At 68.9% G+C, this 23,090-nt stretch carries 22 protein-coding genes and 2 pseudogenes; 16 read left to right on the forward strand and 8 right to left on the reverse strand.

The genetic code is table 11. From position 1 onward, the window contains the following. Positions 1-58: 58 nt before the first annotated feature. The 6 genes from V8690_RS17545 (at position 59) to V8690_RS17570 (ending at position 3,502) form a co-directional block, all read left to right on the forward strand. Complete coding sequence (locus tag V8690_RS17545) at positions 59-466, forward strand: NUDIX hydrolase (protein WP_338785387.1); 408 nt, start codon at positions 59-61, stop codon at positions 464-466. 46 nt (positions 467-512) lie between these two features. After that, entirely contained in the window at positions 513-944 is a 432-nt protein-coding gene (locus V8690_RS17550; protein ID WP_338779960.1) for an ATP-binding protein, read from the forward strand. A gap of 98 nt (positions 945-1,042) precedes the next feature. Then, on the forward strand, positions 1,043-1,285 hold the full coding sequence (locus V8690_RS17555; protein WP_338779961.1) for a hypothetical protein: 243 nt from the start codon (positions 1,043-1,045) through the stop codon (positions 1,283-1,285). Further along, the gene (locus tag V8690_RS17560) at positions 1,282-1,659 is read left to right on the forward strand and encodes a hypothetical protein (protein WP_338779962.1); all 378 of its coding nucleotides are present in this window, start codon (positions 1,282-1,284) and stop codon (positions 1,657-1,659) included. Before V8690_RS17555 ends, V8690_RS17560 begins: the two co-directional genes overlap by 4 nt. 426 nt (positions 1,660-2,085) lie before the next feature. Then, positions 2,086-2,994 carry a hypothetical protein gene (locus V8690_RS17565; RefSeq protein ID WP_338779965.1) on the forward strand — a complete coding sequence of 303 codons (909 nt, stop codon included), beginning with the start codon at positions 2,086-2,088 and terminating at the stop codon, positions 2,992-2,994. A gap of 115 nt (positions 2,995-3,109) precedes the next feature. Beyond that, positions 3,110-3,502: a Pycsar system effector family protein gene (locus tag V8690_RS17570; RefSeq protein ID WP_338779966.1), complete on the forward strand. Its 393-nt coding sequence runs from the start codon at positions 3,110-3,112 to the stop codon at positions 3,500-3,502. Between the two features lie 54 nt (positions 3,503-3,556). Here V8690_RS17570 and V8690_RS17575 read toward each other — a convergent pair whose 3' ends face one another. After that, positions 3,557-4,141, reverse strand: a complete 585-nt coding sequence (locus tag V8690_RS17575) for a hypothetical protein (protein WP_338779967.1) — start codon at positions 4,139-4,141, stop codon at positions 3,557-3,559. 494 nt (positions 4,142-4,635) lie between these two features. After that, positions 4,636-5,391, reverse strand: a complete 756-nt coding sequence (locus tag V8690_RS17580) for a hypothetical protein (protein ID WP_338779969.1) — start codon at positions 5,389-5,391, stop codon at positions 4,636-4,638. Positions 5,392-5,831: 440 nt separating this feature from the next. Here V8690_RS17580 and V8690_RS17585 point away from each other — a divergent pair, with 440 nt between their 5' ends. From V8690_RS17585 to V8690_RS17595, 3 genes are all read left to right on the forward strand, one after another. After that, entirely contained in the window at positions 5,832-6,353 is a 522-nt protein-coding gene (locus tag V8690_RS17585) for a pyridoxamine 5'-phosphate oxidase family protein (RefSeq protein WP_338779970.1), read from the forward strand. A gap of 53 nt (positions 6,354-6,406) precedes the next feature. Then, positions 6,407-6,628: a hypothetical protein gene (locus V8690_RS17590; RefSeq protein WP_338779972.1), complete on the forward strand. Its 222-nt coding sequence runs from the start codon at positions 6,407-6,409 to the stop codon at positions 6,626-6,628. A 151-nt stretch (positions 6,629-6,779) separates the two neighbouring features. After that, complete coding sequence (locus V8690_RS17595; RefSeq protein ID WP_338779974.1) at positions 6,780-7,250, forward strand: hypothetical protein; 471 nt, start codon at positions 6,780-6,782, stop codon at positions 7,248-7,250. Positions 7,251-7,509: 259 nt separating this feature from the next. On the opposite strand, the pseudogene V8690_RS17600 reads toward V8690_RS17595, so the two are convergent. Beyond that, a pseudogene (locus tag V8690_RS17600) lies at positions 7,510-8,283 on the reverse strand (site-specific integrase); the annotation flags it as partial. A gap of 836 nt (positions 8,284-9,119) precedes the next feature. Here V8690_RS17600 and V8690_RS17605 point away from each other — a divergent pair. The 3 genes from V8690_RS17605 (at position 9,120) to V8690_RS17615 (ending at position 11,419) form a co-directional block, all read left to right on the forward strand. Continuing rightward, entirely contained in the window at positions 9,120-9,872 is a 753-nt protein-coding gene (locus V8690_RS17605) for a hypothetical protein (protein ID WP_338779976.1), read from the forward strand. A 325-nt stretch (positions 9,873-10,197) separates the two neighbouring features. Beyond that, positions 10,198-10,653 carry a GIY-YIG nuclease family protein gene (locus V8690_RS17610; RefSeq protein WP_338779978.1) on the forward strand — a complete coding sequence of 152 codons (456 nt, stop codon included), beginning with the start codon at positions 10,198-10,200 and terminating at the stop codon, positions 10,651-10,653. 79 nt (positions 10,654-10,732) lie between these two features. After that, positions 10,733-11,419: a hypothetical protein gene (locus V8690_RS17615; RefSeq protein WP_338779979.1), complete on the forward strand. Its 687-nt coding sequence runs from the start codon at positions 10,733-10,735 to the stop codon at positions 11,417-11,419. A 513-nt stretch (positions 11,420-11,932) separates the two neighbouring features. On the opposite strand, the gene V8690_RS17620 is transcribed toward V8690_RS17615, so the two are convergent. Genes V8690_RS17620 through V8690_RS17630 form a run of 3 tightly spaced genes read right to left on the reverse strand, consistent with a single transcriptional unit; the run spans position 11,933 to position 15,841 of the window. Further along, entirely contained in the window at positions 11,933-12,346 is a 414-nt protein-coding gene (locus V8690_RS17620) for a hypothetical protein (protein WP_338779980.1), read from the reverse strand. Positions 12,347-12,353: 7 nt separating this feature from the next. Beyond that, on the reverse strand, positions 12,354-14,069 hold the full coding sequence (locus V8690_RS17625) for an ABC transporter ATP-binding protein (protein ID WP_338779981.1): 1,716 nt from the start codon (positions 14,067-14,069) through the stop codon (positions 12,354-12,356). After that, positions 14,066-15,841 carry an ABC transporter ATP-binding protein gene (locus tag V8690_RS17630; protein WP_338779982.1) on the reverse strand — a complete coding sequence of 592 codons (1,776 nt, stop codon included), beginning with the start codon at positions 15,839-15,841 and terminating at the stop codon, positions 14,066-14,068. Before V8690_RS17630 ends, V8690_RS17625 begins: the two co-directional genes overlap by 4 nt. Before the next feature lie 76 nt (positions 15,842-15,917). On the opposite strand from V8690_RS17630, the gene V8690_RS17635 reads away from it, so the two are divergent. Further along, on the forward strand, positions 15,918-16,883 hold the full coding sequence (locus V8690_RS17635; RefSeq protein WP_338779984.1) for an AraC family transcriptional regulator: 966 nt from the start codon (positions 15,918-15,920) through the stop codon (positions 16,881-16,883). A gap of 108 nt (positions 16,884-16,991) precedes the next feature. On the opposite strand, the gene V8690_RS17640 is transcribed toward V8690_RS17635, so the two are convergent. Further along, positions 16,992-17,936, reverse strand: a complete 945-nt coding sequence (locus tag V8690_RS17640) for a helix-turn-helix domain-containing protein (protein ID WP_338779985.1) — start codon at positions 17,934-17,936, stop codon at positions 16,992-16,994. Positions 17,937-18,216: 280 nt separating this feature from the next. Here V8690_RS17640 and V8690_RS17645 point away from each other — a divergent pair, with 280 nt between their 5' ends. After that, positions 18,217-19,704 (forward strand): MFS transporter, encoded by a 1,488-nt coding sequence (locus V8690_RS17645; RefSeq protein ID WP_338779986.1) that lies wholly within the window; start codon positions 18,217-18,219, stop codon positions 19,702-19,704. 45 nt (positions 19,705-19,749) lie between these two features. Here V8690_RS17645 and V8690_RS17650 read toward each other — a convergent pair whose 3' ends face one another. Beyond that, positions 19,750-20,514, reverse strand: a complete 765-nt coding sequence (locus V8690_RS17650; protein WP_338779988.1) for a TetR/AcrR family transcriptional regulator C-terminal domain-containing protein — start codon at positions 20,512-20,514, stop codon at positions 19,750-19,752. A gap of 131 nt (positions 20,515-20,645) precedes the next feature. Between V8690_RS17650 and V8690_RS17655 the strand changes: the two genes are divergently transcribed. Both V8690_RS17655 and V8690_RS17660 read left to right on the forward strand, forming a co-directional pair. Further along, positions 20,646-22,280, forward strand: a complete 1,635-nt coding sequence (locus V8690_RS17655) for a CocE/NonD family hydrolase (RefSeq protein WP_338785388.1) — start codon at positions 20,646-20,648, stop codon at positions 22,278-22,280. 59 nt (positions 22,281-22,339) lie between these two features. Then, positions 22,340-23,013: pseudogene (locus tag V8690_RS17660) on the forward strand (polysaccharide deacetylase family protein). Positions 23,014-23,090 lie beyond the last annotated feature (77 nt).

Here is a 23,090-nt window from a genome sequence, read left to right on the forward strand (position 1 = left end):
TGGAGAGCCTAGCCAGCCGAGAGGGCCGAGGAACGTGAGCACAGAACGCCCGCACTCCGTGAGCGTCGCCGGGGTCATCGTCGATGACCAAGGCCGGGCCCTGCTGATCAAGCGCCGCGACAACGGTCACTGGGAGCCCCCGGGCGGCGTCCTCGAACGTGAGGAAACCATCCCTGAGGCCCTCCAGCGTGAAGTTCACGAAGAGACCGGCATCAAGATCGAGCTTCCTGCGACCCTGACCGGCGTCTACAAGAACATGACGGGCCTGATCGTCTCCATGGTCTTCCGCTGCCAGGCAGCCGACGGCACACCCACCACCGGGTACGAGACCCGCGCACTGCGCTGGGCCACCCGCGAAGAGGTCATCGAACTCGCCGACGAGGCCTACGCGATCCGCGTCCTTGACGCACTCGACGCGGCGTCCCCGCCGGCCATACGCGCCCACGACGGCGTGAAACTCGTCTAGCCCGAACCCGCTGCACATGGCGGCCTACCAGCACGAAGGAACTTGTATGCACGAGTATACGAGTACAGCCCGGGTCTGGGGACTGTCTTGCCCAGGTTTCCCGGAAGAGGTCAGCCGGGCCCGCCGCTGGACGCGGGACATCCTGCGCGGATCTCCCCTGGCCGACGACGCCGAACTGATCGTGAGCGAGCTGAGCGCGAACGCGATCCTCCACACCGCCAGCGGCACTCAGTCCGGCAGCTTCCATCTGGCACTCGCGGTGTCCCCGCAGGTGGTCGCCCTGTCGGTCACCGACGAGGGAGGCACCGGTACCGCTCCGAAGGTCGAGCACCAGGACGACCAGGCCGAGCACGGCCGGGGCCTGGGCATGGTCAGCGCGATCGCACACCGTGTCGTAGTCCACGACAGCCACAGCGGCTACACGGTCACCGCGGAACTTTTCACCGAGCCCCGCCCGACAAGGGGACGCCCGTGCTGACGTCTCCTCGTCCCGAAGCACCGCACACAGACAGCCGACGTCTCCCCTACCAGTGCCGAGCCGCCGCCTACCCCTCGAACCAGGCCCGAGCCATCCCCATGGGGAGATACGACACCACGAGCCCGCGCCTGGCCCTGCGCTGGTTACAGGAGCGCACCCGCCACATCACCGACCAACTCGACGCCGCATACGCACAGCCCGGACTGCACTGGCTGACGGACGAAGCGGAACACGAACGAGCCCTTGCCTACATGACGGCAGGCACGGGCTACCAACTCACCCTGTACGACGAGAACACCCGCTACGTCCTCGTGGCCTACCCGACGGGACCGACCTCGTGAACGGGCCAACTCACGGCTACTGGTGCGAATGCTGGACCGAGGACGTCAGCACCACAGAACCGCCGGCACTCCGGGCATCGTTCGACGCGCACTCAGCGCCCCAGGCAGACCGATGGGTCGCCATCGCCCTGCGCACAATCTCACCCGCGCTCGACTCCGACGCATCGGGCGAGGCATGGACGTGGCTGTACGACGGACGCGCCGAGACCCGGAGAGCTCTCCTGCGCTCCGAGCCGTGCACAGTGACCATCAGGCACGCAGACGTCCGCATCACGTGGGACATCCGGCCAGTGCTCTTTCTGCCGCTCGCACACCGACAGGGCGCCGAACTCCCAGCCTGCGCCCATGCTTTCAAGCCCCAGCAGACCGACTGAGTTACAACTTTCTCTACTGGTTCAAGGCCCGCGCACGGCGCGGGCGCGCGCCGCCTCTGCGGCGCGGCCTGCCTCCTGTCTGCGCCCCGGCTGGCCGCGCCCGGCGGCGCGCTCGGCGGCTGCGGGCATGAAGTGGGAGACACCCTCTGTGGCTGGGGCGGTCGGCTCCACGGCTTTAGGCAGCCACTTTGGGGCGAGCCTCTAAGATCATGGCCCCAACGTCGTGCTTTAACGGGCAGGTCCACAGACTGCCCGACTCGCCGGAAGCTTACGGGGCCATGATCACTCGCCCCAAAGCAGCTCCAGCCCAAAGCCGCTCCGCCGACCTCGCGAGCGCGACTGGCCTAGGACACCTCAGTTGTTGAAAGTAGGTAGCCCGGAGCCCGTCGCGTCGGCATACTGGCATATCGAGCGATTGGGGAAAGTATGACCGAGAGACCGCCGGTATCCGAGATGATGGATGAATTCGGCGAACATGTCACCTCACAGTTGCGACAAACCCCGCAGGTGATTGAAACCGACGGCTCGATTGATACAGCGGACCTTTTCATCGACGCCTCAAAGTGGCGAAAGTACCCGCAGGTATCCTGCGTTTTCGCCGACTTGGCTGGCTCGACAACTCTGCGAGATGGGCGATGGGAGGCGTCAACCGCTTCAATTTATGACGCTGCCGTCAAACCCGCCGTGCGTATTCTCTCAGATTTCGGCGCCGACTTCATCGATGTGCAAGGAGATGCAGCATTTGGCCTTTTTACTGGCAAGTATTCTCAACGGCGAGCGATTTGCGCTGGAATCACGATTAAGACTTTCGGTCAGCGCATTCTCATACCCGCTCTCGAGAACAAGTGGCCGATGAACCCGCCGCAGACTGGGTTCAAGATCGGATGTGCGATCAGTGACCTCTTGAGCAAAAAGATTGGAATCTCGCGCACTGATCATCACGCCCCGGTGTGGGCGGGCCGCGCTGTCAACTATGCGGCTAAGTGTTCACAGCAGGCCGACGCCCACGAGATGATCGTCACTAAGCCCATTGCGGACATCATTCGCCGTACCGAGTACCTATGGTATTCCTGCGAATGTGGCGAAGAGTCTGTTCCTCTATGGTCGGAGCGCCATGTAGAAAAGGTCTCCGGGAAGGACTCTGAGGGTCTGCTCCTCACAAGCAGCTGGTGTGAGAACTGCGGGGACTCGTACTGCGAAAAGGTCTGCTCCGGTTCCTGGCGAAGGCCGGACCTGGACACGAAACGTCACCGCTTGGAGTATGGCAAGTACCAGGAAGTGATCAAGTTCCGCGATCAAAACAGTCGCCAAATTCGGCGAGGTATCAGTGGCTAGTGGAAATTCACCCCGGCCGGATTGCCTACCGCTGACCCAATCCCTCCTGTCGGAGACTCGCGAGGAACTGGCCAAAGCAGACCAAAAGGCAAACCTTCTCCTTGCGGCGCTCGGGGTGGCAGCTGCGGCGCTAATTGGAGCTTTTGCTAGCGCCAAAATCAATCCGATCAAGTTTGACTCCGCAGCGCAATGGACTTTTTGGTCCGGCTGCGGATTGGCAACCCTGGCATTGGTGTTTCTCGGTATGGCCGTATACCCCTATCCGGGCAACGGAAAGCAGGGGCGCATGTACTACTTCGGTGACATGCATGCCAACGGCGAATTGACAGAATCCGAGATTCTGAACCTAATCCAAACGGCGAATCACGCGGAGCGGAACGTCCAACAGTTTTCGGTGCTGGCCCCATCTGTTGCTCGTAAATACAGGAACATCCGCTTTGGTATGTTCTTCTCGGGTGCAGCGCTTGCCCTTCTGGCGGTCGGCACCCTGCTAGGGGTGGCGCACTGACTCGACCGAAACCAGGGTCTTCGTGCGCCGTTGACGCCTACCTACGGCTCCAGGTCAATCTCTGGTTGGCAGCGGCTCGTGACGGTGCCAGATCAGGTACCGGTCCTCGCGGCGCAACTCCGCGGAACCCCACTCAATGCGCATGACACCCGTCTCCATGGAGCAGGCGTAGGCGACGAGAACGAGTTGCACGTCTTCGGGAAGCAGCTCCAGGTCTGGGTGTACCTCGGAGTCATCGAGTTCTCCCCAGTCCAGGTCGAATGCCGGTTGCCTGGGAGGAGGGCCGTGGCGGCGGATCAGGTCTGCTCGGAACCCTGTGGCCCGACGGAGGCGTGCAGCCGTGACGGGTACGTCTTTCTTCGCATAGCGGAGTGGGTAGATGAGGTGGCCGCGGACGAGCATCATCGTGCGTCCTTGCAGGCGCACAGCTTCCCCAAGCCCGGAGATGCCGGCGGCCAGTTCCTCGTATTGCACCGCATAGAGGCCATGTCCGTAGGCTTCGAGCGTCTGAGTGTGGACACCCTCGTGCCCAGTGCGGGCCCGATCATGCGCCCGGAGGAGGCAAGCCGGGATGATGTCCGCCAGTTCACCAGCTATGTCCCCGAAGGTCTCACGTGCCCATTGACTGGCTGAACCCACGACGTACCGCCCTCCCCTGGTGGTTTTGCAGCACAGCACCGAGCAGCGTCCACCTAAACCGTGCTGCGCCCAGGCGAGTCACACAAGGTGGCAACCAGCGCACAGAGGGGGCGCACATCACCTGAACAAGGTTCATCGCAATCGCCACTCGCGTGCTACAAGCAGCGGATACTCCCCTGGCTCTGTCGCTCGCAGTGACGGCAATCCTGACGGCAACGACGGCGGATGGTAGCGACACTCGACAACCCGGGACAGAGGCACAATGGTGCTGTTGGACCGCCCCATCAACGCCTGCCCGCATCTCTAAGCGCCGGATCGCATCTTGGGTGAGTGTCTTACTGCGTGACAACGCCCACGGACAGCGGCGGACAACCACGCATACCTACGGACCATCGCAGCAGGTGAGAGCCGCACGGCCCCATGGTCGGAGGCCCAGCCAAGTTGCTTCGGGACGAAGAGGTCCTGGCTTCAAACCCCACCGCCCCGCGCGGTTCTCAGCTGGAACCGGCGGCAATCTGCCCGACAACGGAAAAGCGCTGCTCACACTCCGGGCAAGTCGCCTCACCGAAGGCATAAGTCAGGGCGCGCACGACTTCCTCGTGGCCGTCAGCCAATGCGAGGTCATAGAGGCGGCGGCCCAGACCTTCCAGGGCGCGGGGGTCGGCCGGATGCAGAGGAACGGTTTCGATGTCATCAGAGAGGGCGTAGTCCTCTGCCGCACTGAAGAAGCCCCGCTCTCCGATGATCACCCATAGCGACGCGCACCCGTCGGGATCCGGGCACTCGAGCTCGTATTCCTCGCTGACGATGCCCCAGATCAAGTCCTCCGCCCAGTGGATGTCGCCCTCCAGGTTCAGGGCCGCCTCAACCAGATAGCAGTAGTCGTTCCGGTCGGCGGTGGCCTGCCTCCACCGGTTCGCAGCGCCCAGTAGGCGTGTGACTTCCGACGCGTACTGGTACCGCAGATTCCGGGTCTCGTAGCGCTGGTCGGCCTGGACGAGCAGGGCGCCGGCCAGGTGGAGGGCCGAAGCTGCCACGTCGGCTTTGTCGGCCTCCGCCATGTCGGCCAGCGTGGGCAGCACCAGCGGATGGGCGACGTCCAGAGAGCCGTTGTGGTAGAGCTCCGTCCAGAGGTCGCTCCAGGCCTGACTGTCCCGCCCCTTGGCGGCACGTTCCAGCAGGGCCCTCAGGCGGTCGGAATCGGCGCCGTCTGCGCGGGGAACAGGAGAACTCGTCGTCATCTCCGGCATCCAAGCAGACTGCCGCAACCGCACTTTCGCCGACCTGTCGATTGCTGTGGAAGTGTGCCGTTCGGCATGTCCGGTGAGGCTGGGCACGTTCCTGCAAGTCTGCCCGGTGCCGGTGCCGTTCCGCTGACATCCAACATTGACATCAACGACCACGGACAGCAGTGGCGTCTGGCAATCATGTGCGGCGCCCGTACGCACAGGGGGCCGCCACCACATGGGGCACTGATCGAACTCCTAAAGCGGGTGTCGCAGGTTCGAATCCCTAGAAACCGCCCGGAACTGCTTCCACTTGTTCACCGCGAACACATGAACATGCCCCGGCGTTCGTCCCCCACCTGTTGCCATCCCCGCAGCACCGAGCGTAACCCGCGCGGAGCAACCTCACCGCTGCTTCATCAATGACGACAGAGGGTGTCGGGTTTACGGCCGACGATGGACGTATGCGCGAAACCCCGGAAGAACTCGACAAGCTCCAGTCCCTCCTCGACTCCTCCCTCTCCGGCTCGACCGCACACCTCCGCTCGATCGTCGAGGGCCGCACCATCACGGCGGCGCAGCTCACCGGGGTCCTCACCGGCATGTGCACGCTTGCCCTCTCCACGGTGACCGCAAAGGGCGAACCGCGGATCAGCGGCGCCGACGGGCACTTCCTGCACGGCCGGTGGCACTTCGGCACGGCGCGCAACGCCGCCAAGGCCCGTCATCTCGCGGCCCGTCCGGCCGCCAGCGTCGCGTACATGCGCGGCGAGGGCCTCGGCGTGTTCACCCACGGCACGGTGGAGGAGCTGAACCCCGAGGACGCCGAGACCACAGCCGACTGGCAGGAACTCCTGGCCTACTTGAAGGACTTCTACGGCGACGACGACGCCTTCGACTGGAACCGCGAGGTCGTCTACTACCGGCTGAACCCACACTGGATGACCGTCTACGCCCCCGACTTCGACAAGCTCACCGGCACGTGACGCCGGACCCGTCGACGAGGGCCTGCACAACCGCCACACGAGGACCCAGCGTGGTGCGAGTCCGCGCATACGACCTGCGTTCCAACGCCCAAGAAGCTCTCTTCCGGGTGCAGATGCTCACCGATGACGATGCCTTGAGCGAGGCGGCAGAAGCCGTACTTGCGGACGTCACAGCCCTGCCCAAGACGGACAGCAGGCCCGAACTGGACCAGCGCAGGGTGAAGACCCGCGACGACATCAGTCGACTGGTCAGAGCGTCCAAGCGCCATCTCTGAGGCGCCTGCCAACGCGGCTGCACGCACGGTCAGTCCGTCAGAGCCGGGCGCCGGGCGCCGGGCCGACCGCACCACAAGCGCACCAGATCAGGCGGGGAACAGCGGGGAATCACGGTGAAAGCGGCCCAGCCTGAGGAGGCGGCAACCAGGGGTGTTCCCCCAGGTCATTGCACGGACAGGCGCCAAATGCTCGCAGCTTCCCAAGCTGATGGCCTACCGCCAGCTTCTCAGCGGCCGGCTTCCCTTCGCCGCATTCCGGACCGATCATGGGGTCATGGTGTCAAGCATCGTCGTCCAGTACACCGATCTCCTGCGGACCAGCGACTACGACCTGTGGAGCCGGTTGCGGGAGCTTCTGAGGGCCCAGGGACTTGATCCGGACCGAACGATCGTCGTCGACCTCTTGCAGGAGGGCCCCGATCACGAGGACGGCCAGGTGATTTCCGAGGAAGGCAGGGTCTATAGGTTCACTCTCTACTATGACCAAGCAGCAGAGCACGGCGCGCGCAGCGCCCGCCTTGGCCGCTGGACCGACATAACCGATTCTTGGCGGCGCGGATCGCTGGCTACCCGAACAGCCGACGCTTTCGCTTGGATGTCATCGCCCGAAAGCCTGACCTGAGGTACTTCGAACCGAACAGCCGCCGTGCCACAGCCGTGCCAGATACAGGGGTCAGCAGCGGTCAACAAGGGTGGCTGGCGGGTGCGTCCGTGCCCGCCAGCTCGGTCCGCGAAGCGGCAGGTCACCGACCCGATGCCCCAGCCTCTCTCCTAAAGCGGGTGTCGCAGGTTCGAATCCTGCCGGGGGCACCAGCCAAAAGGCCCCGGACCGATCATGGTCCGGGGCCTTTGCCATCTACTTCTGACATCAACGCGGGCGGTCAGCCGCGGATGGGGCGTCTCCTGAGCAGCCGGTCCATGTGGCTCATGGCTTCGCGCTGCGTGTCCTGTACGACGTGGGTGTAGACGTCCATGGTGATGCTGATCTGGCTGTGCCCGAGGATCTCCATCACCACGCGGGGCGCGACTCCGGCTGCCGTGAGCAAGGTGGCCGTTCCATGGCGTGCGTCGTGCAGCCGGATCACACGGAGGCCGGGGTACTGGGCGACGCGGGTGAAGGAGCGGTACAGGTTGCGCGGCTCGACAGGCCGACCGGTGCGGGTGGCAAAGATGTAGTCCGACTCCTGCCACCTCTCCCCCGCCTTGGCGCGAGCGTCCGCCTGCCGCAGGCGGTGCCAGCGCAGGGGCGCGATGCAGAGAGCGGGCAGAGGGACTGCGCGGCGACGGCGGCTCTTGGGATCGTCGTCGTACAGGACGCCACGGCGGCGCTGGACCTGGTGGCGGACGTAGAGGACGCGGTTGTCGAGGTCGACGTCCGACCAGCGCAGGCCTACGATCTCTCCCCGGCGGAGTCCCATGGCGATGGCGAGGACGAAGGCCGCGTAGAGCGGATCCTTGCGGGAGGCCGCGAGGAAGTCGAGCGTCTCGTCGAGGGCCCATGGGCTCAGATCGGGCTTATCCGTGCGGGGCGGCTCGACGAGCTTGGCGACGTTACGCGTGATCAATTCCTCGCGGCAGGCCGAGGACAGCGCCGAGCGCAGAACTCGGTGCGCTTCCTTGGCCGTTGCGGCGGTGGTCTCCTTCTCCAGGCGGACGCTCCCGTCGCGGTGGGGTGTCGCCGCCGCTGGGGCCGTCGATGCGGATGACGGCGTGGCAGTGGACGGCTCCGCGCGTCCAGGTCGTTCGTACAGTGGCGCGCTCCACCTGGACGCCATGAACCACGCCCGCTCCACGGTGTGTGGGTCGACGGCGGACGGGATGGGAGCTGTGGACAGTGGTGGGTTGGGGCGGTGTGGCTGCTGACGCTCATGCCGCCGAGTACACCGCCAGCCACAGACAGAAGCCGTTCCGCCCGTGCAGTAACCTCCCCATGGAGGGGTGCAATGTCCGCGTGGATCATGTTTAGTTCCGGCTGCTTTTTCGCAGTTCTGGGCGTGTTGACCTTGAACGGCCGGGGAACCGCAGCGTATGCGCGGTCGCCTAGGGTTGGTTGGGGGTGGATAGCGATGGGTGGCGGCTTCATCTTGGACGGAGGACCCAAAATCCTCGGTTTCTCTTCCGAAGCGGCGGCGAATCTTTCCGCCGTGGCTCTGGGGCTCATCGTGCTCGGCGCGGCGCTTCAGGTTCGGGGCGGAGCGTTCACCAGAGCTCGTCGTGCTGGCGACGGCGACTGAGCGGCGCCTCTACTCCCTATCTAGGGCGACCGTCAAGTGAGCCACTGATGTTTGACACCAGCGGCTGACACCAACAGCGGCGGATGAAGGCGTAGCACGGCGAACCCTAGCGACCGCTCCCACGCCGCATGGAGGCCAAGATCCAGTGCCTAGAGCTCGCGATGATCGACCTGATAAGGGCCGTCCCTCTATAGGGGCGGTGGAGGCACCGATCAGTCGTCGCCGACCACGTAGGCCCTGCCGAGTACGCTCCGCGCATGGCTGTTTCTGTGCACGTCCCGGAGTATTTCGAGGACTGCGAACTGGTATCTGGCGAGGACCTCGCGCTGGAGCCCGCCTTCTGGCTCGCCCATCTCTTGTTGACTGTGGGTGATCCGAGCGAGGATCCACAGCGCTACGGGGTTGACGCAGCAGCCTACGAGGAGATGGCGGAGCGCCTCAGCGATCCCGAAGAGCCCTGGCCTGTCCTGCGCGCTTCCCTGGCTGGTGGGCATACGGCCTACGTCGTGTACGCCAACTTCGAAGACGTGAACAACGTCGACTTCTTCGTCCGCCATCCTGACTGGGGACGGCTCGGTTACCTCGGCCAGTGCGGCGCCGACGATGCCGGCCCCGGGCTGTCCTGGACGGAACTCACCACGCTGGCAGCATCCACGCCGGACCACGGTGAAGGCTTGACCGACAGGTCACAGCGCCTGTTGCTCCTCCTTCCGATGCTCGGGGATGCGGAAATACCCAACGAAGCTCACGGCACAGTGACACTGGCGCTGATCCACTGCGGGGTGCCTTCCGATGCAGCCCGCGAGTTGGCGACAAGCTTGCTGGGGGAGCCTGAGCCAGGTGAGGGCCCCCGCTGGACCGCGACTGCCGACAACCCGATCGCGGTTTGTTCGTCGCCCTACAGTCCCCGCCGGGTGCCGCTCGCACTCGGTATCACGCCGGGCCAGGCGCAGGCTCTCGCCGACGTCCTCAATGGGCGAGGGACGCCACCCCCTGACATCCATGACTGACATCAACGCCGACGAACACCAGCGGCCCGGAACAGTCAGAGGTGGCCGTGCTGTCGCGGGCTGAAGTACCTCTCTGGTAACCGGTCCACCGCAGGTCAGCGTGGTGGCCATGCGCAGAGAACCCAAGCTTCCCAAGCTCAGAGCTTGCCCTGGTGCCCGTGCTGGCGCCTCACCTCTGTCAGTGCTTGCCCGTAGGGTGCAGTGCGCCGCGCAGGATGGGTTGTGGGAGGCTGGTTTGGACACTGCCGTGCTTGTCAATCCGGACCGTCTGTGGTCTGCAAGCGAGGTCTTGGGGCGTCCCAGCCCTGTCCCGCCGGTTTCAGGTGTGTACGGCTGGCACTTCGACGCCTCTCCGTTCTCCGGACTCGCTGCCGCTCAGTTGCTTTACGTGGGCATCGCCCCGCGCCACATGGCCACGCGGACGAGTAGCCAGAACCTTCGCAAGCGTATGCGATACCACTTCAGGGGCAATACGGCCGGCTCGACGCTGCGGCTCACGCTCGGCTGCCTGCTCGGGCTGGAGCTCCGGCGTGTGGGCAGCGGGAAGCGCATGACTTTCGGCAAGGCCGGGGAAGCCGTGCTCAGCCAGTGGATGGCAGAGCACGCCCGGGTGTGCTGGGTGGAGCATCCGGAGCCATGGACCGCGGAGTCCGAGCTGATAGCGCGGCTCGATGTGCCACTCAACCTCGACCAGAACCAGCACAACGCTTTCCACCCGCGTCTGAAGGAACTCCGGGCCCAGGCTCGTCAGCGAGCGAGGGAGCTACCGGTCACCTCATGAGCGACCACGTCGAAGGCACGTCGGCACAACTGAGTCGGGACAAGAGGAGGACGGACATGGGATCGCGACCGTGAAGTCCATGCCGGCGATGGTGATGCAGAAGTTCCACAATCTGGGAGGCGGCACTCAGACGGCGCACCACTTCTACGATCTGACCGGCAGATCGGGCAAGCGCATAGTGCACCTGACTGCCGACTTGCGCAGGATCGCCCAAAGTGAGCAGACATCCGTGCTGCGTGGCGAGCTGGACGCACGGTGGAACATCGTCGAGAACTCCTTCGCCGCAGGGATCGGCCGCAGCCTCATCGAAGAGGGAGTGGCAGTGGACTTGGAGACGCTGAAGATCACCGACAAGCGACGCCGCCGCCCGGTTACCGGCGTCACCGAAGCCCTGATCGGCTTCCAGCACGGACGCTGTCTCATCTGCACCCAACCGATCGGCCCCGGCGACGAGACCGCCGTCGACCACGTCTTCCCGTTTTCCCTCATGACACGTTTCGGCGGTCTGTCCGGCTGGCAGGGGCCAGACCTGGACCTCATCTGGAACCTCGCCCCGGCACACAAGTCATGCAACAGCACCAAAAGTGACCGACTCCCCACCTCCGCCGAACTGCACCGCCTCGCTCAACGAAACGAGGCGATCATGCAGTCGCCTCACCCGCTGAAGCGAACCCTTCAGGTCAGTCTCCGAGACGTGCGGCACAGCAGCAGCATCGGCCATCAGTGGCCGCACTTCCTTCGCCACGTCCAAGCGTCCTGCGGCTGATCACGACGGATCAGAAGGGCGGCCTACAGCCCCAGGGTTGGGCCGCCGCGTGCCACCACAACCGTGCCAGACACAGGGGTCAGCCACGGTCAACACGGGTGCCCAGCGGACGCGCTGAAACTCGGTAGCTCCACCAACAGAGCTGCAGGTCACCAAGACGCCCCCGCCTCTCTCCTAAAGCCGGTGTCGCAGGTTCGAATCCTGCCGGGGGCACAGCATTACCGCTCTGACCTGGGGTTTCTCCCCAAGGAGGGCTCCTGCTCGGCCTGGAACTCCTTGTCCGGGGCCGTTTGCGTGAGCGGACGAAGTTTGATCCCCCAGGAATCCGACGGATCAGCATGACCCAACGCGAGCGGTACGTCGCGCGGCTCGACCGGGCGACCGGTGCGGGTCGTGAAGACGTAAGCAGACTCCTGCCACCGCTCCCCCCGCCTGGGCTCGGGCAGCGGCCTGCCGTATCCAGCACCCACCTGCTACCCGAGCGGCCCGCGTGCGTACGCGGTGTGGGTGCCGTCACCGAGCCGCGGGCGGTGCGCCCCGAGCCCAAGTCCGTCCACGGCCAGGCGCAATGCCAGGTCGAAGCCTACGGCTACGCCTGCGACGGCTCACCGCGACCTGTTCGCCCACCCCGACCGAGCCCTGCGCCACCTCGAAGAACGCGCCGCTGGCCGCCATGTCGTCCTCCTCGACGTCGGCGGCTACTTCGCCCCTGCGCTCGACGCCCTGTGCGACCATTTCTCCGGCCAGATCCTGGGTGTCGTCGAGGACACCGAGAACGGCCACCGCCGCTGCGCCGACCAGGACAAACTCCGCTGCCGGCTGATCTTCCTGGCCCGATCTCCGCTGAAGGTTCCCGAGGACTTCCTCGTCGTCCGTTCCGTCGTCTTCTCCACCGAGGCCCTGCGCGGCCGGGGCGACAACCTGCACGGCCGTCTCAGTCCCGCGCCGCCCCGGCCCGGGACAGGTCCCAGTACGCGGCGTACCGGCCGGCGCGCCGCAGCAACTCCTCGTGGCTGCCCTGTTCGACCACCCGCCCGGCGTCCAGGAAGGCGACGCGGTCGGCCCGGCGCACGGTCCCCATGCGGTGCGCCACCAGCACCACGGTCCGGCCCGCCATCAGCTCCTCGATGCCGGCGTGCACAGCCGCCTCGTTCACCGGGTCCAGGGCCGAAGTGACCTCGTCGAGCAGCACGATCGGCGCGTCCTTCAGCAGCGCGCGGGCGATGGAGACGCGCTGCCGCTCGCCGCCCGACAGCAGCGCCCCGCCCTCGCCCACGTCCGTCGACCAGCCGCCGGGCATCCGCTCGATCACCTCGTCGAGACGGGCCGCGGCGGCCGCGGCCCGTACCTCGGCGTCGGTGGCGTCCGGGCGGCCGAGGCGCACGTTCTCCTCGATCGTGCCGTCGAAGAGGTAGACGTCCTGGAAGACGATGGCCATCCGCGCCATCAGCGCCGCGGTGTCCATCTCCCGTACGTCCACGCCGCCGATCCGCACCGCGCCCGCGTCGACGTCGTAGAAGCGGGCGAGCAGCTGCAGCAGCGTCGTCTTGCCCGCGCCCGACGGCCCGACGACGGCGAGCCGCCGGCCCTCGGGTACGGACAGCGTCACCCCGTCGGCGACCGCGCGGTCGCCGTGCCGGAAGGTGACCGCGTCGAACGCGACGTCGTGACCGGCCGGTTCGCGCGGCGCGCGAGGCTCCGGCAGCGGCTTGGTGTTGAGGACATCGTCGAGGCGGGTGAGCTCGGCGCGGGCGGCGCGGATGCCACCACTCATCTCGGCGAGGGACAGCAGCGGGTCGGCGCAGCGGGCGGCGAGCACCAGAACTGCAAGCACCTCGGCCGCGCCGATGTCCCCGCCGAGGGCGAGGTACGCACCGAGTGCGAGCAGCGCGGTGAACACCGTCTGCACGGTGACCGCAAGACCCAGCACACCTGGCAGCGCCGAAATGGTGGAGCGACGCGAGGCGCGGCGCAGTTCCTTCAGGGAGTCGTCCAGCAAACCGAATCGCTCGCCGGTGCGGCCGCCGGCGCGCAGCACGGGCTGGGCCTGGAGGTACTCGATGACGCGGCCGGTGGCCGCGCGCTCGCGTTCCACGCGCTCCGTGTCGGTCGCCGTCGTCGCGCGGGCCGTGCGCAGCTGGACCGCGGCTACCAACGGCACAGCAGCCAGGCCGGCAAGCCCCAGCTGCCAGTTGAAGGCGAGCATCACGGCGACGATCGTCAGCGGCGTCACACAGGCGGAGATGTACGGCGCCAGCAGGTGCGCGATCACGCCCATCGCCCGCAACACGCCCTGGCTGGCGAGGACGGACACCTCGCCGGTGCGGCCGGGTTGATACCAGCCGATGGGCAACCGGGCGAGGTGTTCGCCGAGGCGCTCGTACATGCCGTGCAGCATCGTCGTGCCCACGCGGAAACCGGAGCGGTCGCTGATGTACCGCAGCACCGCATAGACCGCCACCGCCGCGCCGAAGGCGGCCAGCCAGGGCCGGGCGTCCTCGGGTGTGCTGCCGAAGAGCGCGCGCAGCACAGGCACCAGCAGGGCGTACGACAGTCCCTCGGCGAGGGCGGTCGCCGTCATCAGGGCAACGGTGCGGCGCACCGGCCCGGCATACTCGTGGCCGAGCACACGCAGCAGTGTGCTGATCATCGGTCCTCTTCCCCTTTCATGGCACCGGCGTGGATCTTCCAGAATTCGGCGAATGCGCCGTTTAGCGCGAGGAGTTCCGCGGCCGTGCCCCGCTCCACGATCTCGCCGTCGCGCAGCATCACGACGGTGTCGGCGTCGGCGATCGTCTCCAAGCGGTGGGCGATGACCAGCGTCGTCCGCTTCTCCCGGGTCTGCGCCAGCGCCTCACGCACCGCCTGCTCGGTCTGCGGGTCGGCGAAGGCGGTGGCCTCATCGAGGACCAGGACGGGGGCGTCTGCGAGCAGGGCGCGGGCGATCGAGACGCGCTGCGCCTCGCCGCCGGAGAGGCGGGCGTCCTCGCCGATCACCGAGTCGTAGCCGCGGGGCAGTTCGAGAAGGCGGTCGTGGATGCTCGCCCGGCGGGCGGCGCGGACAACGGCGTCGCGGTCGGCGTGCGGGACGGCGAGGGCGATGTTCTCCGCGACCGAGGCGCGCAGCAGCCGGACGTCCTGGAAGACGAAGGACACCCGCCGGTACAGCTCCTGGCTGCCCACCTCACGCAGGTCGACGCCGCCGAGGAGCACGGAGCCGTGCGTCGGGTCGTAGAACCGCGGCAGCAGCTGCACCAGCGTGGACTTGCCGCTGCCGGACGGCCCGACCACGGCCGTGATCGTCCCCGGCTCCAACACCAGGTCGATACCGCGCAGCACCTCGCGCCCGGCCGCGGCACCCTCATACCCGAAGCGGACGTCCCGCAGTTCCACTCGGTGTCCCTCGGGCGCCACCGGCCGTACGGGCTCGGGCAGCGACGGCTCGGCGAGTACGTTCCGGATGCGGCCGACGGCGCGCCGCGCGGCCTGCAGGTCGTCGAAGCCGTGCCCGAGCGCGGCCACGGGCGCGGTCAGCCCGAGGCCGAGAAGCACGAAAGGCAGCAGGTCCGCCGGGGCGAGCCCGCCCCCGGTGATCCGGTACGCGCCGCCGACCAGCACCGCCAGCAGCACGAACGGCGGCGACAGCGCCACCTGCATCCCGGCGGCGACCCCGGAAAGACCGCGCACCATCCGGTAGAAGCTCCGGGTGAAATCGCCCACCGCGATACGGAACTTGCCGTGCGCCCGCTCCGACCCGCCGAACGCCTTCACCACCGCGATACCCTGCACGAACTCGACCACCGACGCGGAGATCCGCCCCATCGCGGCGTCGAACTCCTTCTGCTCGCGCAGCCGCGTAGGGGTCATCATCAGCGGCACCAGCGCGACCGCCAGCAGCACGGGGATCAGCGTGATCAGGGTCAGCCGCCAGTCCACGGTGAGGAGGTAGCCGAGCGAGACCAGCGGCACCACGAAGGCGGAGACCAGCTCGCCCGGCGTGTGCGCGATGAGCGGGTGCACGGCGCTGACGTCCTCACCCACCAGCTTCGCCAGCTCCCCGTTGCGCCGCCGCGCCAGCCAGCCGATCGGCACCCGCCCGAGCCGCGCGGCGAGTTGCCGGCGCAGCGACAGTTGCACCCGGGTGTCGAGGAGGTGTCCGACGCCGGACGAGGCGGCCGTGAACAGTAGCCGTACGAGCAGCCCTGCCGCGCCCGCGATCACAACGTTGCGCACCTGCCCGTCGTCGGCCGGCCCCGGCGTTAGCAGCGTACGGCCGAGCTCGACGACCGCGAGGAGCGGCGCCAGGCCGGCGACAGCGCCGATGACCTGCAGGACGACGACGACGGCGAAGCCGCCCGCGTACGGGCGCAACAGACGGGCCACGCCCGGTGGTGGCGGCGCGGTGGTTCCGGTGGAAGTCATGCGCTCACCTTCGCCGCGTCTGCGGCCCGCTGGATTGAAGAAATGTTCCGTCCAGGCGGGCCCGTAGCATGGACGCATGTCAACTGCCGTGCGCCAGCGCGTCGCTGCCCCCGTGTGGCAGGTCACGCGTCCGGCCCGGCCCGGCCGCGTACCCGGCGTCGTCCTGGCGGGGCTGCGCGACCGCGGCCCGGCTCCGGTCGACCACCGGCTCGACCCGCACCCCGTGCTGACGCTGGCGCTGGCCTGCGGCGAGGCGGCGCTCGGCATCGACGAGTCGACGGGGCGGCAGCACCGCGGCAGCATTGTCACCGGGCTCGGGTTCGGCGTCGGCGGTACGGCGCGGGTGCGGGCCGCGAACGTCGAGTGGGTGCAGGTGCGCCTGTCCCCCGCCATCGCGCGCGCCGTGCTGAGCGTGGGCCCTGCTGAGCTGGAGAGCTCCGTGGTGGCCCTGGGCGACCTGTGGGGAGAGCGGCGGGCAGCCCGGCTGTGCGAGCAGCTGGCCGGGACCGCCTCGTGGGAGGAACGTTTCGCACTCGTCGAAGCTTTCCTCGCCCGGCTGACCGCCGCCGGGCCCGCCATCGAGCCGGAGCTGGCCTGGGCCTGGGACCGCATCGTCGCCGAGCACGGCCGGGTGCGGGTCGAGGAGCTGGCCGACGAGCTGGGCTGGAGCCGCAAGCGCCTGTGGTCCCGCTTCCACGCGCAGCTCGGCCTGCCGCCCAAGCGCGCCGCGAAGCTCGTCCGCTTCGACTGGGCCGCCACCCGCCTGGCCGGGGGCCAGGAGGCGGCCAGGGTCGCGGCCGACTGCGGCTACGCCGACCAGTCGCATCTGCACCGGGACGTCGTGGCGTTCACCGGTGTGACCCCCGCAACCGTGGCCGGTCAGTCGCTCATCGCGACGGCCGACATGGCGTGGGTGGACCACGTGCCGCGCCTCTCGGCACGATGGGGCAATGCCCCAGCCTCCTGGGCCCTACGACGTGCCGACCTCCTCGGCGACCGGAACCCGCAAAGTGGTTGTGCGCTAGGTGCTTTGGCGAGGTGAAGCAGGGCCGCACCCAACAGGACCGTGTGGCGCATCGCCGGGGTCACCGGTGACCGCGCTTCACCGGGGTTGAGGCTTCCCTGAAGAGGCGGAGGTGGCGGTCCCGGCTCAGCAGGCGGAGGCGTGGGCCGGGGAGGGCGTGTCGGCGGGGCACGGCTCGGTGGTCGGCTCTGGAGGGTTCGAGGGGGCCGACCTCGGTCGGGTGTCCGCGGACTCCAGGCGGAGCATGGCCGTTTCGTCCGGGGTGCCGGGGGCGGCCTGGTAGACCACCATGCGCTGGCCGCCCGTCCGGGCCAGTCGCATGACCTCGTAGGTCAGGGTCATCGGGCCGGCCTTCGGATGCCGGAAGCACTTCTGTCCGCCGCTGCGTTCGCAGACGTCGTACCGCTCCCAGAGCGGTGCGAACTCCGGTGACTTCAGCATGAGTTCGCCGACCAGCGCGGTCAGCTCCGGATCGTCCGGATCGGCCCCGGAGACCGCCCTCAGATGTGCCACCGAGAGGGCGACGGTCTGCTCCCACGGCTCGTACAGCGTCCGGCCGACCGGGTGGAGGAAGAGGTAGCGGGTGAGGTTGCGCTTGTCCTCCGGCCAGTCCCAGAGCCCGGGCATCAGCCGTCGGCCGGGCGGGTTCGCGGCCAGTACGCGGTTGTAGCGGCTCACCACATAGGCGGGCAGTGGGCGCACCGACTCCAACATGCGCAGGACCGAGTCGCGGACGGTGTGGTCCGAGCAGGCCGGCAGCGCGGAGGGCCGGCCGGAGGCCAGTTCCGCGAGCTCGTGCAGGCGTTCGTAACCGTCGCCACGCAGCCGCAGGGCGCGGCCGAGGGCGTCCACGACGGCGGGTGAGGGGTTGGTCTCGCGGCCGCGCTCCAGGCGGATGTAGTAGTCGACGCTCACTCCGGCCAGCGCGGCCAGCTCCTCACGGCGCAGTCCGGGGGTGCGGCGCAGGCCCGTGCCGGCCGGGAGACCGACGTCCTCCGGGCGTACCTGCGCCCTGCGGGCCTTCAGGTATCGGCCGAGCTCCGTGCCCCTCGTATCCGCTGCTGCTGCCATCCGGTCATTGTCGCAGGCGGTCGAGGAGCGTGGGGGGCCGCGTCAGGGCCAGGAACGCGGCACCCCGGGCACAGCGCGGTCTTCCGGGCGGCCGTGCGCGGGCGAAGAGTTGACCCCGCCGGAGCGGGCGGCCCGTCCGCCGGGGCCCAGGGGGTGCGAGACACCGGTCCGCGGCCCCGGCGGGCTGGGACCGCCCGCCCGGTCATCTCTGATGAGCCGTCAGAGCGGTCAGGAACCGTCAGAGTCGTCCCTTGCAGTCGCCGTCGTCCAGGAGTTCACCGTGCCGGCCACCCCTGCCCCGCCCCCGTCCCCATCCCCGTCCACCACCTCCACCCCCGGGCACGACTCCGAGCCGTCGGCGCCCGAGCTGCGGCGACGGCAGCCGGACCGGGGCCTGGCCGCGCCGCCCGCGGAGGCTCCGGCCGTGCCGCGGCGGAGCGGCGTCGCGCTGGTCGCCTCGCTGCTCGGTTTCACCGTGATCACCATCGACGTCTCGGCCGTGAACATCGCGCTGCCCGCGATCCGGGACTCCCTCAGCGGCGGGATGACCGGGCTCCAGTGGGTGGTTGACGCGTACACCCTGATGTTCGCCGCCCTGATGCTCTCCGCGGGCGCCCTCGCCGACCGCACCGGCGCCCGCCGCGCCTACGCCTGGGGCGTGGCCTTGTTCACCGTCGCCTCGCTCGGCTGCGCGCTCGCGCCCGGCATCGGAGTGCTGGTCGGCGCACGCGTGGCGCAGGGCGCCGCCGCCGCGATCGTGATGCCGGCCTCGCTGGCGCTGATCCGGCAGGCCTACGAGGACGCCCGGGCGCGTGCCCGCGCCATCGCGCTGTGGACGGTCGGCGGCTCGGTGGCGATGGCCGCGGGTCCGGTGCTGGGCGGGCTGCTCACCGACTCGGCCGGCTGGCGGGCGGTCTTCCTGCTCAACCTCCCGGTGGGCGCGGTGATCCTGGGCCTGCTGGTCCGGGTGGAGCGCTCCCCGCGCCGGCCCGCCGCACTGGACGGCGGCGGCCAGCTCACCGCCGTACTGGCCCTGGCCGGGCTGGCCTTCGCGGTGATCGAGGGCGGCCGCCTGGGCTGGACCAGCGGACCCGTGCTGGCCGCCGCCGCGCTCGCCCTCGTCTCCGGGTGCGCCTTCCGCGTGGTGGAGGCCCGGCACCCCCGGCCCATGGTCCCACTGGGCATGCTGACGGACCGCCGGGTGGCCGTCCCGCTCGCGGTCGGTTTCGCTGTCAACGCCGCCTTCTACGGCGGAATCTTCCTGCTCGGGCTGTACTACCAGCAGCTGCGCGGGATGTCGGCGATCGCGGCCGGGCTGATGTTCGTCCCGATGTCGGTTGTGGTGACGGCGACCAACCTGGTGTCGCCGCGGCTGGCGGAGCGGATCGGGCGGCGGCCGGTGATCGTCGCCGGGCAGCTGATCTTCACCGGCGCGATGCTGGCCCTGCTGCCGCTGGCCGTGCACACCCCGGTATGGCTGGTGCTCGTCCTGCTGCTGCCGCTGAGCGTCGGCGGGGCGCTCGCGGTGCCCGCGCTGACCGCGCTGCTGATGGACGCGGTCCCGCAGGAGCGCGCGGGGACCGCGTCCGGGCTGCTCAACTCCCTTCGCCAGACCGGCGGTGCGCTGGCCGTCGCCCTCTTCGGCAGCCTGCTCGCCGGCCCCGGCGGTGCCTTCTCCCTGCCGGGCATGCGCATCGGCCTCCTCGCCGTCGCCGCCCTCCTCCTCGCCACCACCGCCCTCTCCCGCCTCCTCCTGCCCCGTGGCTGACACCGTCTCCACGTCTCCAAGGTGCGCAGCGGAAGAGGAGCCGGATCAGTCGGTGCCCAGGCCCTCGATCAGGCGGTTGAGGAAGCGGGTGAAGGTGGCTTCGGGGGTCAGGGTGCGTGCGGGAGACGAGAGGGCCTCGGCGAGTTCCGGGTGGTGGCCGTCCGCGGCGACGGTGGCGAGGTAGCGGGCTTCAGCCGCGGCCCGGTCGGGGGACTTGGCGGCTGCCGTCTGCGTGATCTCGTAGGTGACGTGTCCGGCGACGAACGCGGTGAGCTGGGCGAAGATCTCCAGCTTCGCCGCGCCGTCCAGGCCGGTGGGGCGCAGGGCGGCGAGGGCGTGTTCCAGGAACGCCAGGGTGTGGGGGCCGAGGCTGCGGCGGGTGGAGAGGGCGGCGGGCAGCCAGGGGTGGCGGAGCATGAGGTCGCGCTGGAGGTGGGCGATGGTCTTCAGGTCGGCGCGCCAGTCGCCGGTGAGAGGGCCCGACGCGGGCAGTTCGCCGCTGACCTGGTCGACCATCAGTTCCAGCAGCGTTTCCTTGTCGGAGGCGTAGCTGTAGAGCGACATGACTCCGGCTCCGACCTGTGCGGCGACCCGCCGCATGGTGACCGCTTCGAGCCCTTCCGCATCGGCCAGGGCCACGGCGGCCGCCGTGATCGCCTCGCGACTGAAGCCCGGCCTGCGGCCCCTGCGGGGCTGATGGGCCGTCAGCCACAGCTGGTGAGGGTCGACGCCCCCGGTTCCGGACCCGCCGTCACGCGTCACCGTCTTCGTACTCCTGTTGATGTGGGTCGCCGTGGTGGTGCCTGCCATCCAAGCATCCTCTATTCTCGTACGACGTACGTAAATTGAGGAGAGGGACCATGACGTTACGCAGCCACGACCCTGCGGCGAGGCCGGCCTGGACACCGCCCGGCCGGAAGCCGCCGCTGTCCTCACGGATGATGAGGGCGACCTGGCGCGGTCTCCCGGACAAGCGGCACGACATCGGGTGGGAGCCGGGGCTGGCGGTGCCGGGCGCCGACGGCAGTCCGTTGGTCACGGACCACTACTTCCCCCGGACGACCGGCGACTTCCCGACCCTCCTGGTGCGGTCGCCGTACGGCAGGGGCCTGCCCTGGTCCCCCATGTACGGCATGCTCTTCGCCGAGCAGGGTTTCCACGTGGTCCTCCAGAGCTGCCGCGGCACCGGCGGCTCAGGCGGTGAGTTCCATCTGTGGCGCAACGAGGCCGCCGACGGCCGGGCCACGGTGTCCTGGCTGCGCGAACAGCCCTGGTTCAACGGGACGCTGGGGACGGTCGGCCCCAGCTACCTGGGATACGTGCAGTGGGCACTCGCCCTGGACCCCCCACCGGAGCTGAAGGCCATGGTGGTGCAGGTGGGTCTGCACGACCCCTACGCCCTGTTCTACGCGGACGGTGCCCTCCGGCTGGAGAACGCCCTGCTCGTCGGCCTGGGGATGACGTACCAGCATCGGGGGATCGCACCGTTCGCCAGGGCGACGCTGCGCATGCAGCGCCGTTTGCGCGACATCGTCACCGCACGGCCGCTGCGCGGGGCGTACGCGTCGGCTCTCGGAGACGTGCCGTGGCTGGAAGACGTGATGACGCACCCGGACGCCGGCGACCGGTACTGGCACGGCGCGTCCCTGGCACGGGCGGCCGAGCGGCTGAGCGTCCCGACGAGTCTGGTCTCCGGCTGGCACGACGCCCTGGTCGACCAGACCTTCGAGCAGTACGCCCGGCTGCGTCAGGCCGGATGCGACACCGCCCTGCTCGTCGGCCCCTGGACCCATACCTCCGCCTTGCAGCAGGGCTGGCCCGAGGTCTTCGCCGAAAGCCTCGCCTGGCTGCGCGCGCACCTGTGCACCGAGCCCTCCGGTCTGCGTCCCACGCGCGTGCGCGTGCACGTGGGCGGCGAGGACGCATGGCGGGACCTCGACGACTGGCCGTCCCTCTCCCCCGTGACCACCGAATGGGTTCCCGCCGCCGGCGGGCAGTTCGGCCGGCGAGCCGACGCGGCTCCCGCGGACGGCAAGGCTCCCGCGGACGGCGCGGGGTCCGCGCCCCTGGCGTCCCTGCTCTACGATCCGGCCGACCCCACGCCGTCCATCGGCGGCCCTCTGCTCTCCCGCACGGCCGGCCCCCGCGACAACAGCGCCCTGGAAGGCCGAGAGGACGTCCTGACCTTCACGGGCCCACCGCTGGCCGAACCCGTGGACATCCTCGGTCCGGTCTCCGCCCGGCTGAGCGTCTCCACGGACACCGGGTACGCCGACGTCTTCACCCGCCTGTGCGACGTGGACGCGCAGGGCCGCTCCACCAACGTCTGTGACGGGCTGGCCCGGCTGGAGACGGTGGGGCAGGCGCCCTCGGAGGTCACCGTGCGGATGAGCTCCACCGCCTACCGCTTCCCGGCCGGGCACCGGATGCGGTGGCAGATCAGCGGGGGTGCCCATCCGCGCTACGCCCGCAATCCGGGTACCGGCAAGTCCGCGGTGGACGCCGTCGACTTCACACCGACACGCATCACGCTGCACACCGGATCCGTGCTGACGCTTCCCCTGCTTCCCACGTGAGCGCCCAGTGGTGGGTCCGCTCGGCGATCCACCCCGCCATCGCCCCTACGCCGATGCCGATGGAACGCTCGTCCGGGGCGAAGTCGGGGAAGTGCGGGACGCTGACCGTCCTCGCGACGGCCGTGACCACCACCGCCACCCCGTCCCAGGCCGCCGCCTGCACCGGATACGTCGGACTCACCTTCGACGACGGCCCGTCCGGCAACACGACCGGACTGCTCAACTCGCTCCGCCAAAGCGGCCTACGGGCCACGATGTTCAACGAGGGCCGGTACGCCGCCGCCCACCCGTCCCTGGTCCGGGCCCAGGCGGCGGCCGGTATGTGGATCGGCAACCACAGCTACACCCACCCGCACCTGACCCGCCTGAACCAGGCACAGATCGACTCCGAGATCTCCCGGACCCAGCAGGCCATCGCCAACGCGGGAGGCGGCACAGCGAAACTGTTCCGCCCGCCGTACGGCGAGACGAACGCGACGGTGAAGTCGGTCGCGGCCCGGCACGGCCTCACCGGGATCATCTGGCACGTCGACTCCCAGGACTGGAACGGCGCGAGCACCGACGCGATCGTCCAGGCCGCCGGCCGCCTCACCAACGGCCGGATCCTCCTCATGCACGACTGGTCCGCCAACGCCCTCGCAGCGATCCCCGCATCGCCCAGGGGCTGACGGCCCGGGGCCTGTGCGCGGGGACGATCTCCCCACAGACGGGGCGCGCGGTGGCTCCGGGCTGAGTGAGCGGCGCGATGGCCTCCAGCGCCGTCGCGCCACCCTGGCAGGACCGGACGGCCCTGTTGCCGTACCCGCTCCT

Origin of the sequence: Streptomyces sp. DG1A-41 (assembly GCF_037055355.1) — a bacterium.
GTDB lineage: Bacteria > Actinomycetota > Actinomycetes > Streptomycetales > Streptomycetaceae > Streptomyces.

Bases quoted from the DNA above. Each gene is read 5' to 3' on its own strand.
- V8690_RS17550 (WP_338779960.1), top strand. From the start codon at position 513: ATGCACGAGTATACGAGTACAGCCCGGGTCTGGGGACTGTCTTGCCCA.
- V8690_RS17555 (WP_338779961.1), top strand. From the start codon at position 1,043: ATGGGGAGATACGACACCACGAGCCCGCGCCTGGCCCTGCGCTGGTTA.
- V8690_RS17565 (WP_338779965.1), top strand. From the start codon at position 2,086: ATGACCGAGAGACCGCCGGTATCCGAGATGATGGATGAATTCGGCGAA.
- V8690_RS17580 (WP_338779969.1), bottom strand. From the start codon at position 5,391: ATGCCGGAGATGACGACGAGTTCTCCTGTTCCCCGCGCAGACGGCGCC.
- V8690_RS17585 (WP_338779970.1), top strand. From the start codon at position 5,832: ATGCGCGAAACCCCGGAAGAACTCGACAAGCTCCAGTCCCTCCTCGAC.
- V8690_RS17605 (WP_338779976.1), top strand. From the start codon at position 9,120: ATGGCTGTTTCTGTGCACGTCCCGGAGTATTTCGAGGACTGCGAACTG.
- V8690_RS17615 (WP_338779979.1), top strand. From the start codon at position 10,733: ATGCCGGCGATGGTGATGCAGAAGTTCCACAATCTGGGAGGCGGCACT.
- V8690_RS17625 (WP_338779981.1), bottom strand. From the start codon at position 14,069: ATGATCAGCACACTGCTGCGTGTGCTCGGCCACGAGTATGCCGGGCCG.
- V8690_RS17630 (WP_338779982.1), bottom strand. From the start codon at position 15,841: ATGACTTCCACCGGAACCACCGCGCCGCCACCACCGGGCGTGGCCCGT.
- V8690_RS17635 (WP_338779984.1), top strand. From the start codon at position 15,918: ATGTCAACTGCCGTGCGCCAGCGCGTCGCTGCCCCCGTGTGGCAGGTC.
- V8690_RS17640 (WP_338779985.1), bottom strand. From the start codon at position 17,936: ATGGCAGCAGCAGCGGATACGAGGGGCACGGAGCTCGGCCGATACCTG.
- V8690_RS17650 (WP_338779988.1), bottom strand. From the start codon at position 20,514: ATGGCAGGCACCACCACGGCGACCCACATCAACAGGAGTACGAAGACG.
- V8690_RS17655 (WP_338785388.1), top strand. From the start codon at position 20,646: ATGAGGGCGACCTGGCGCGGTCTCCCGGACAAGCGGCACGACATCGGG.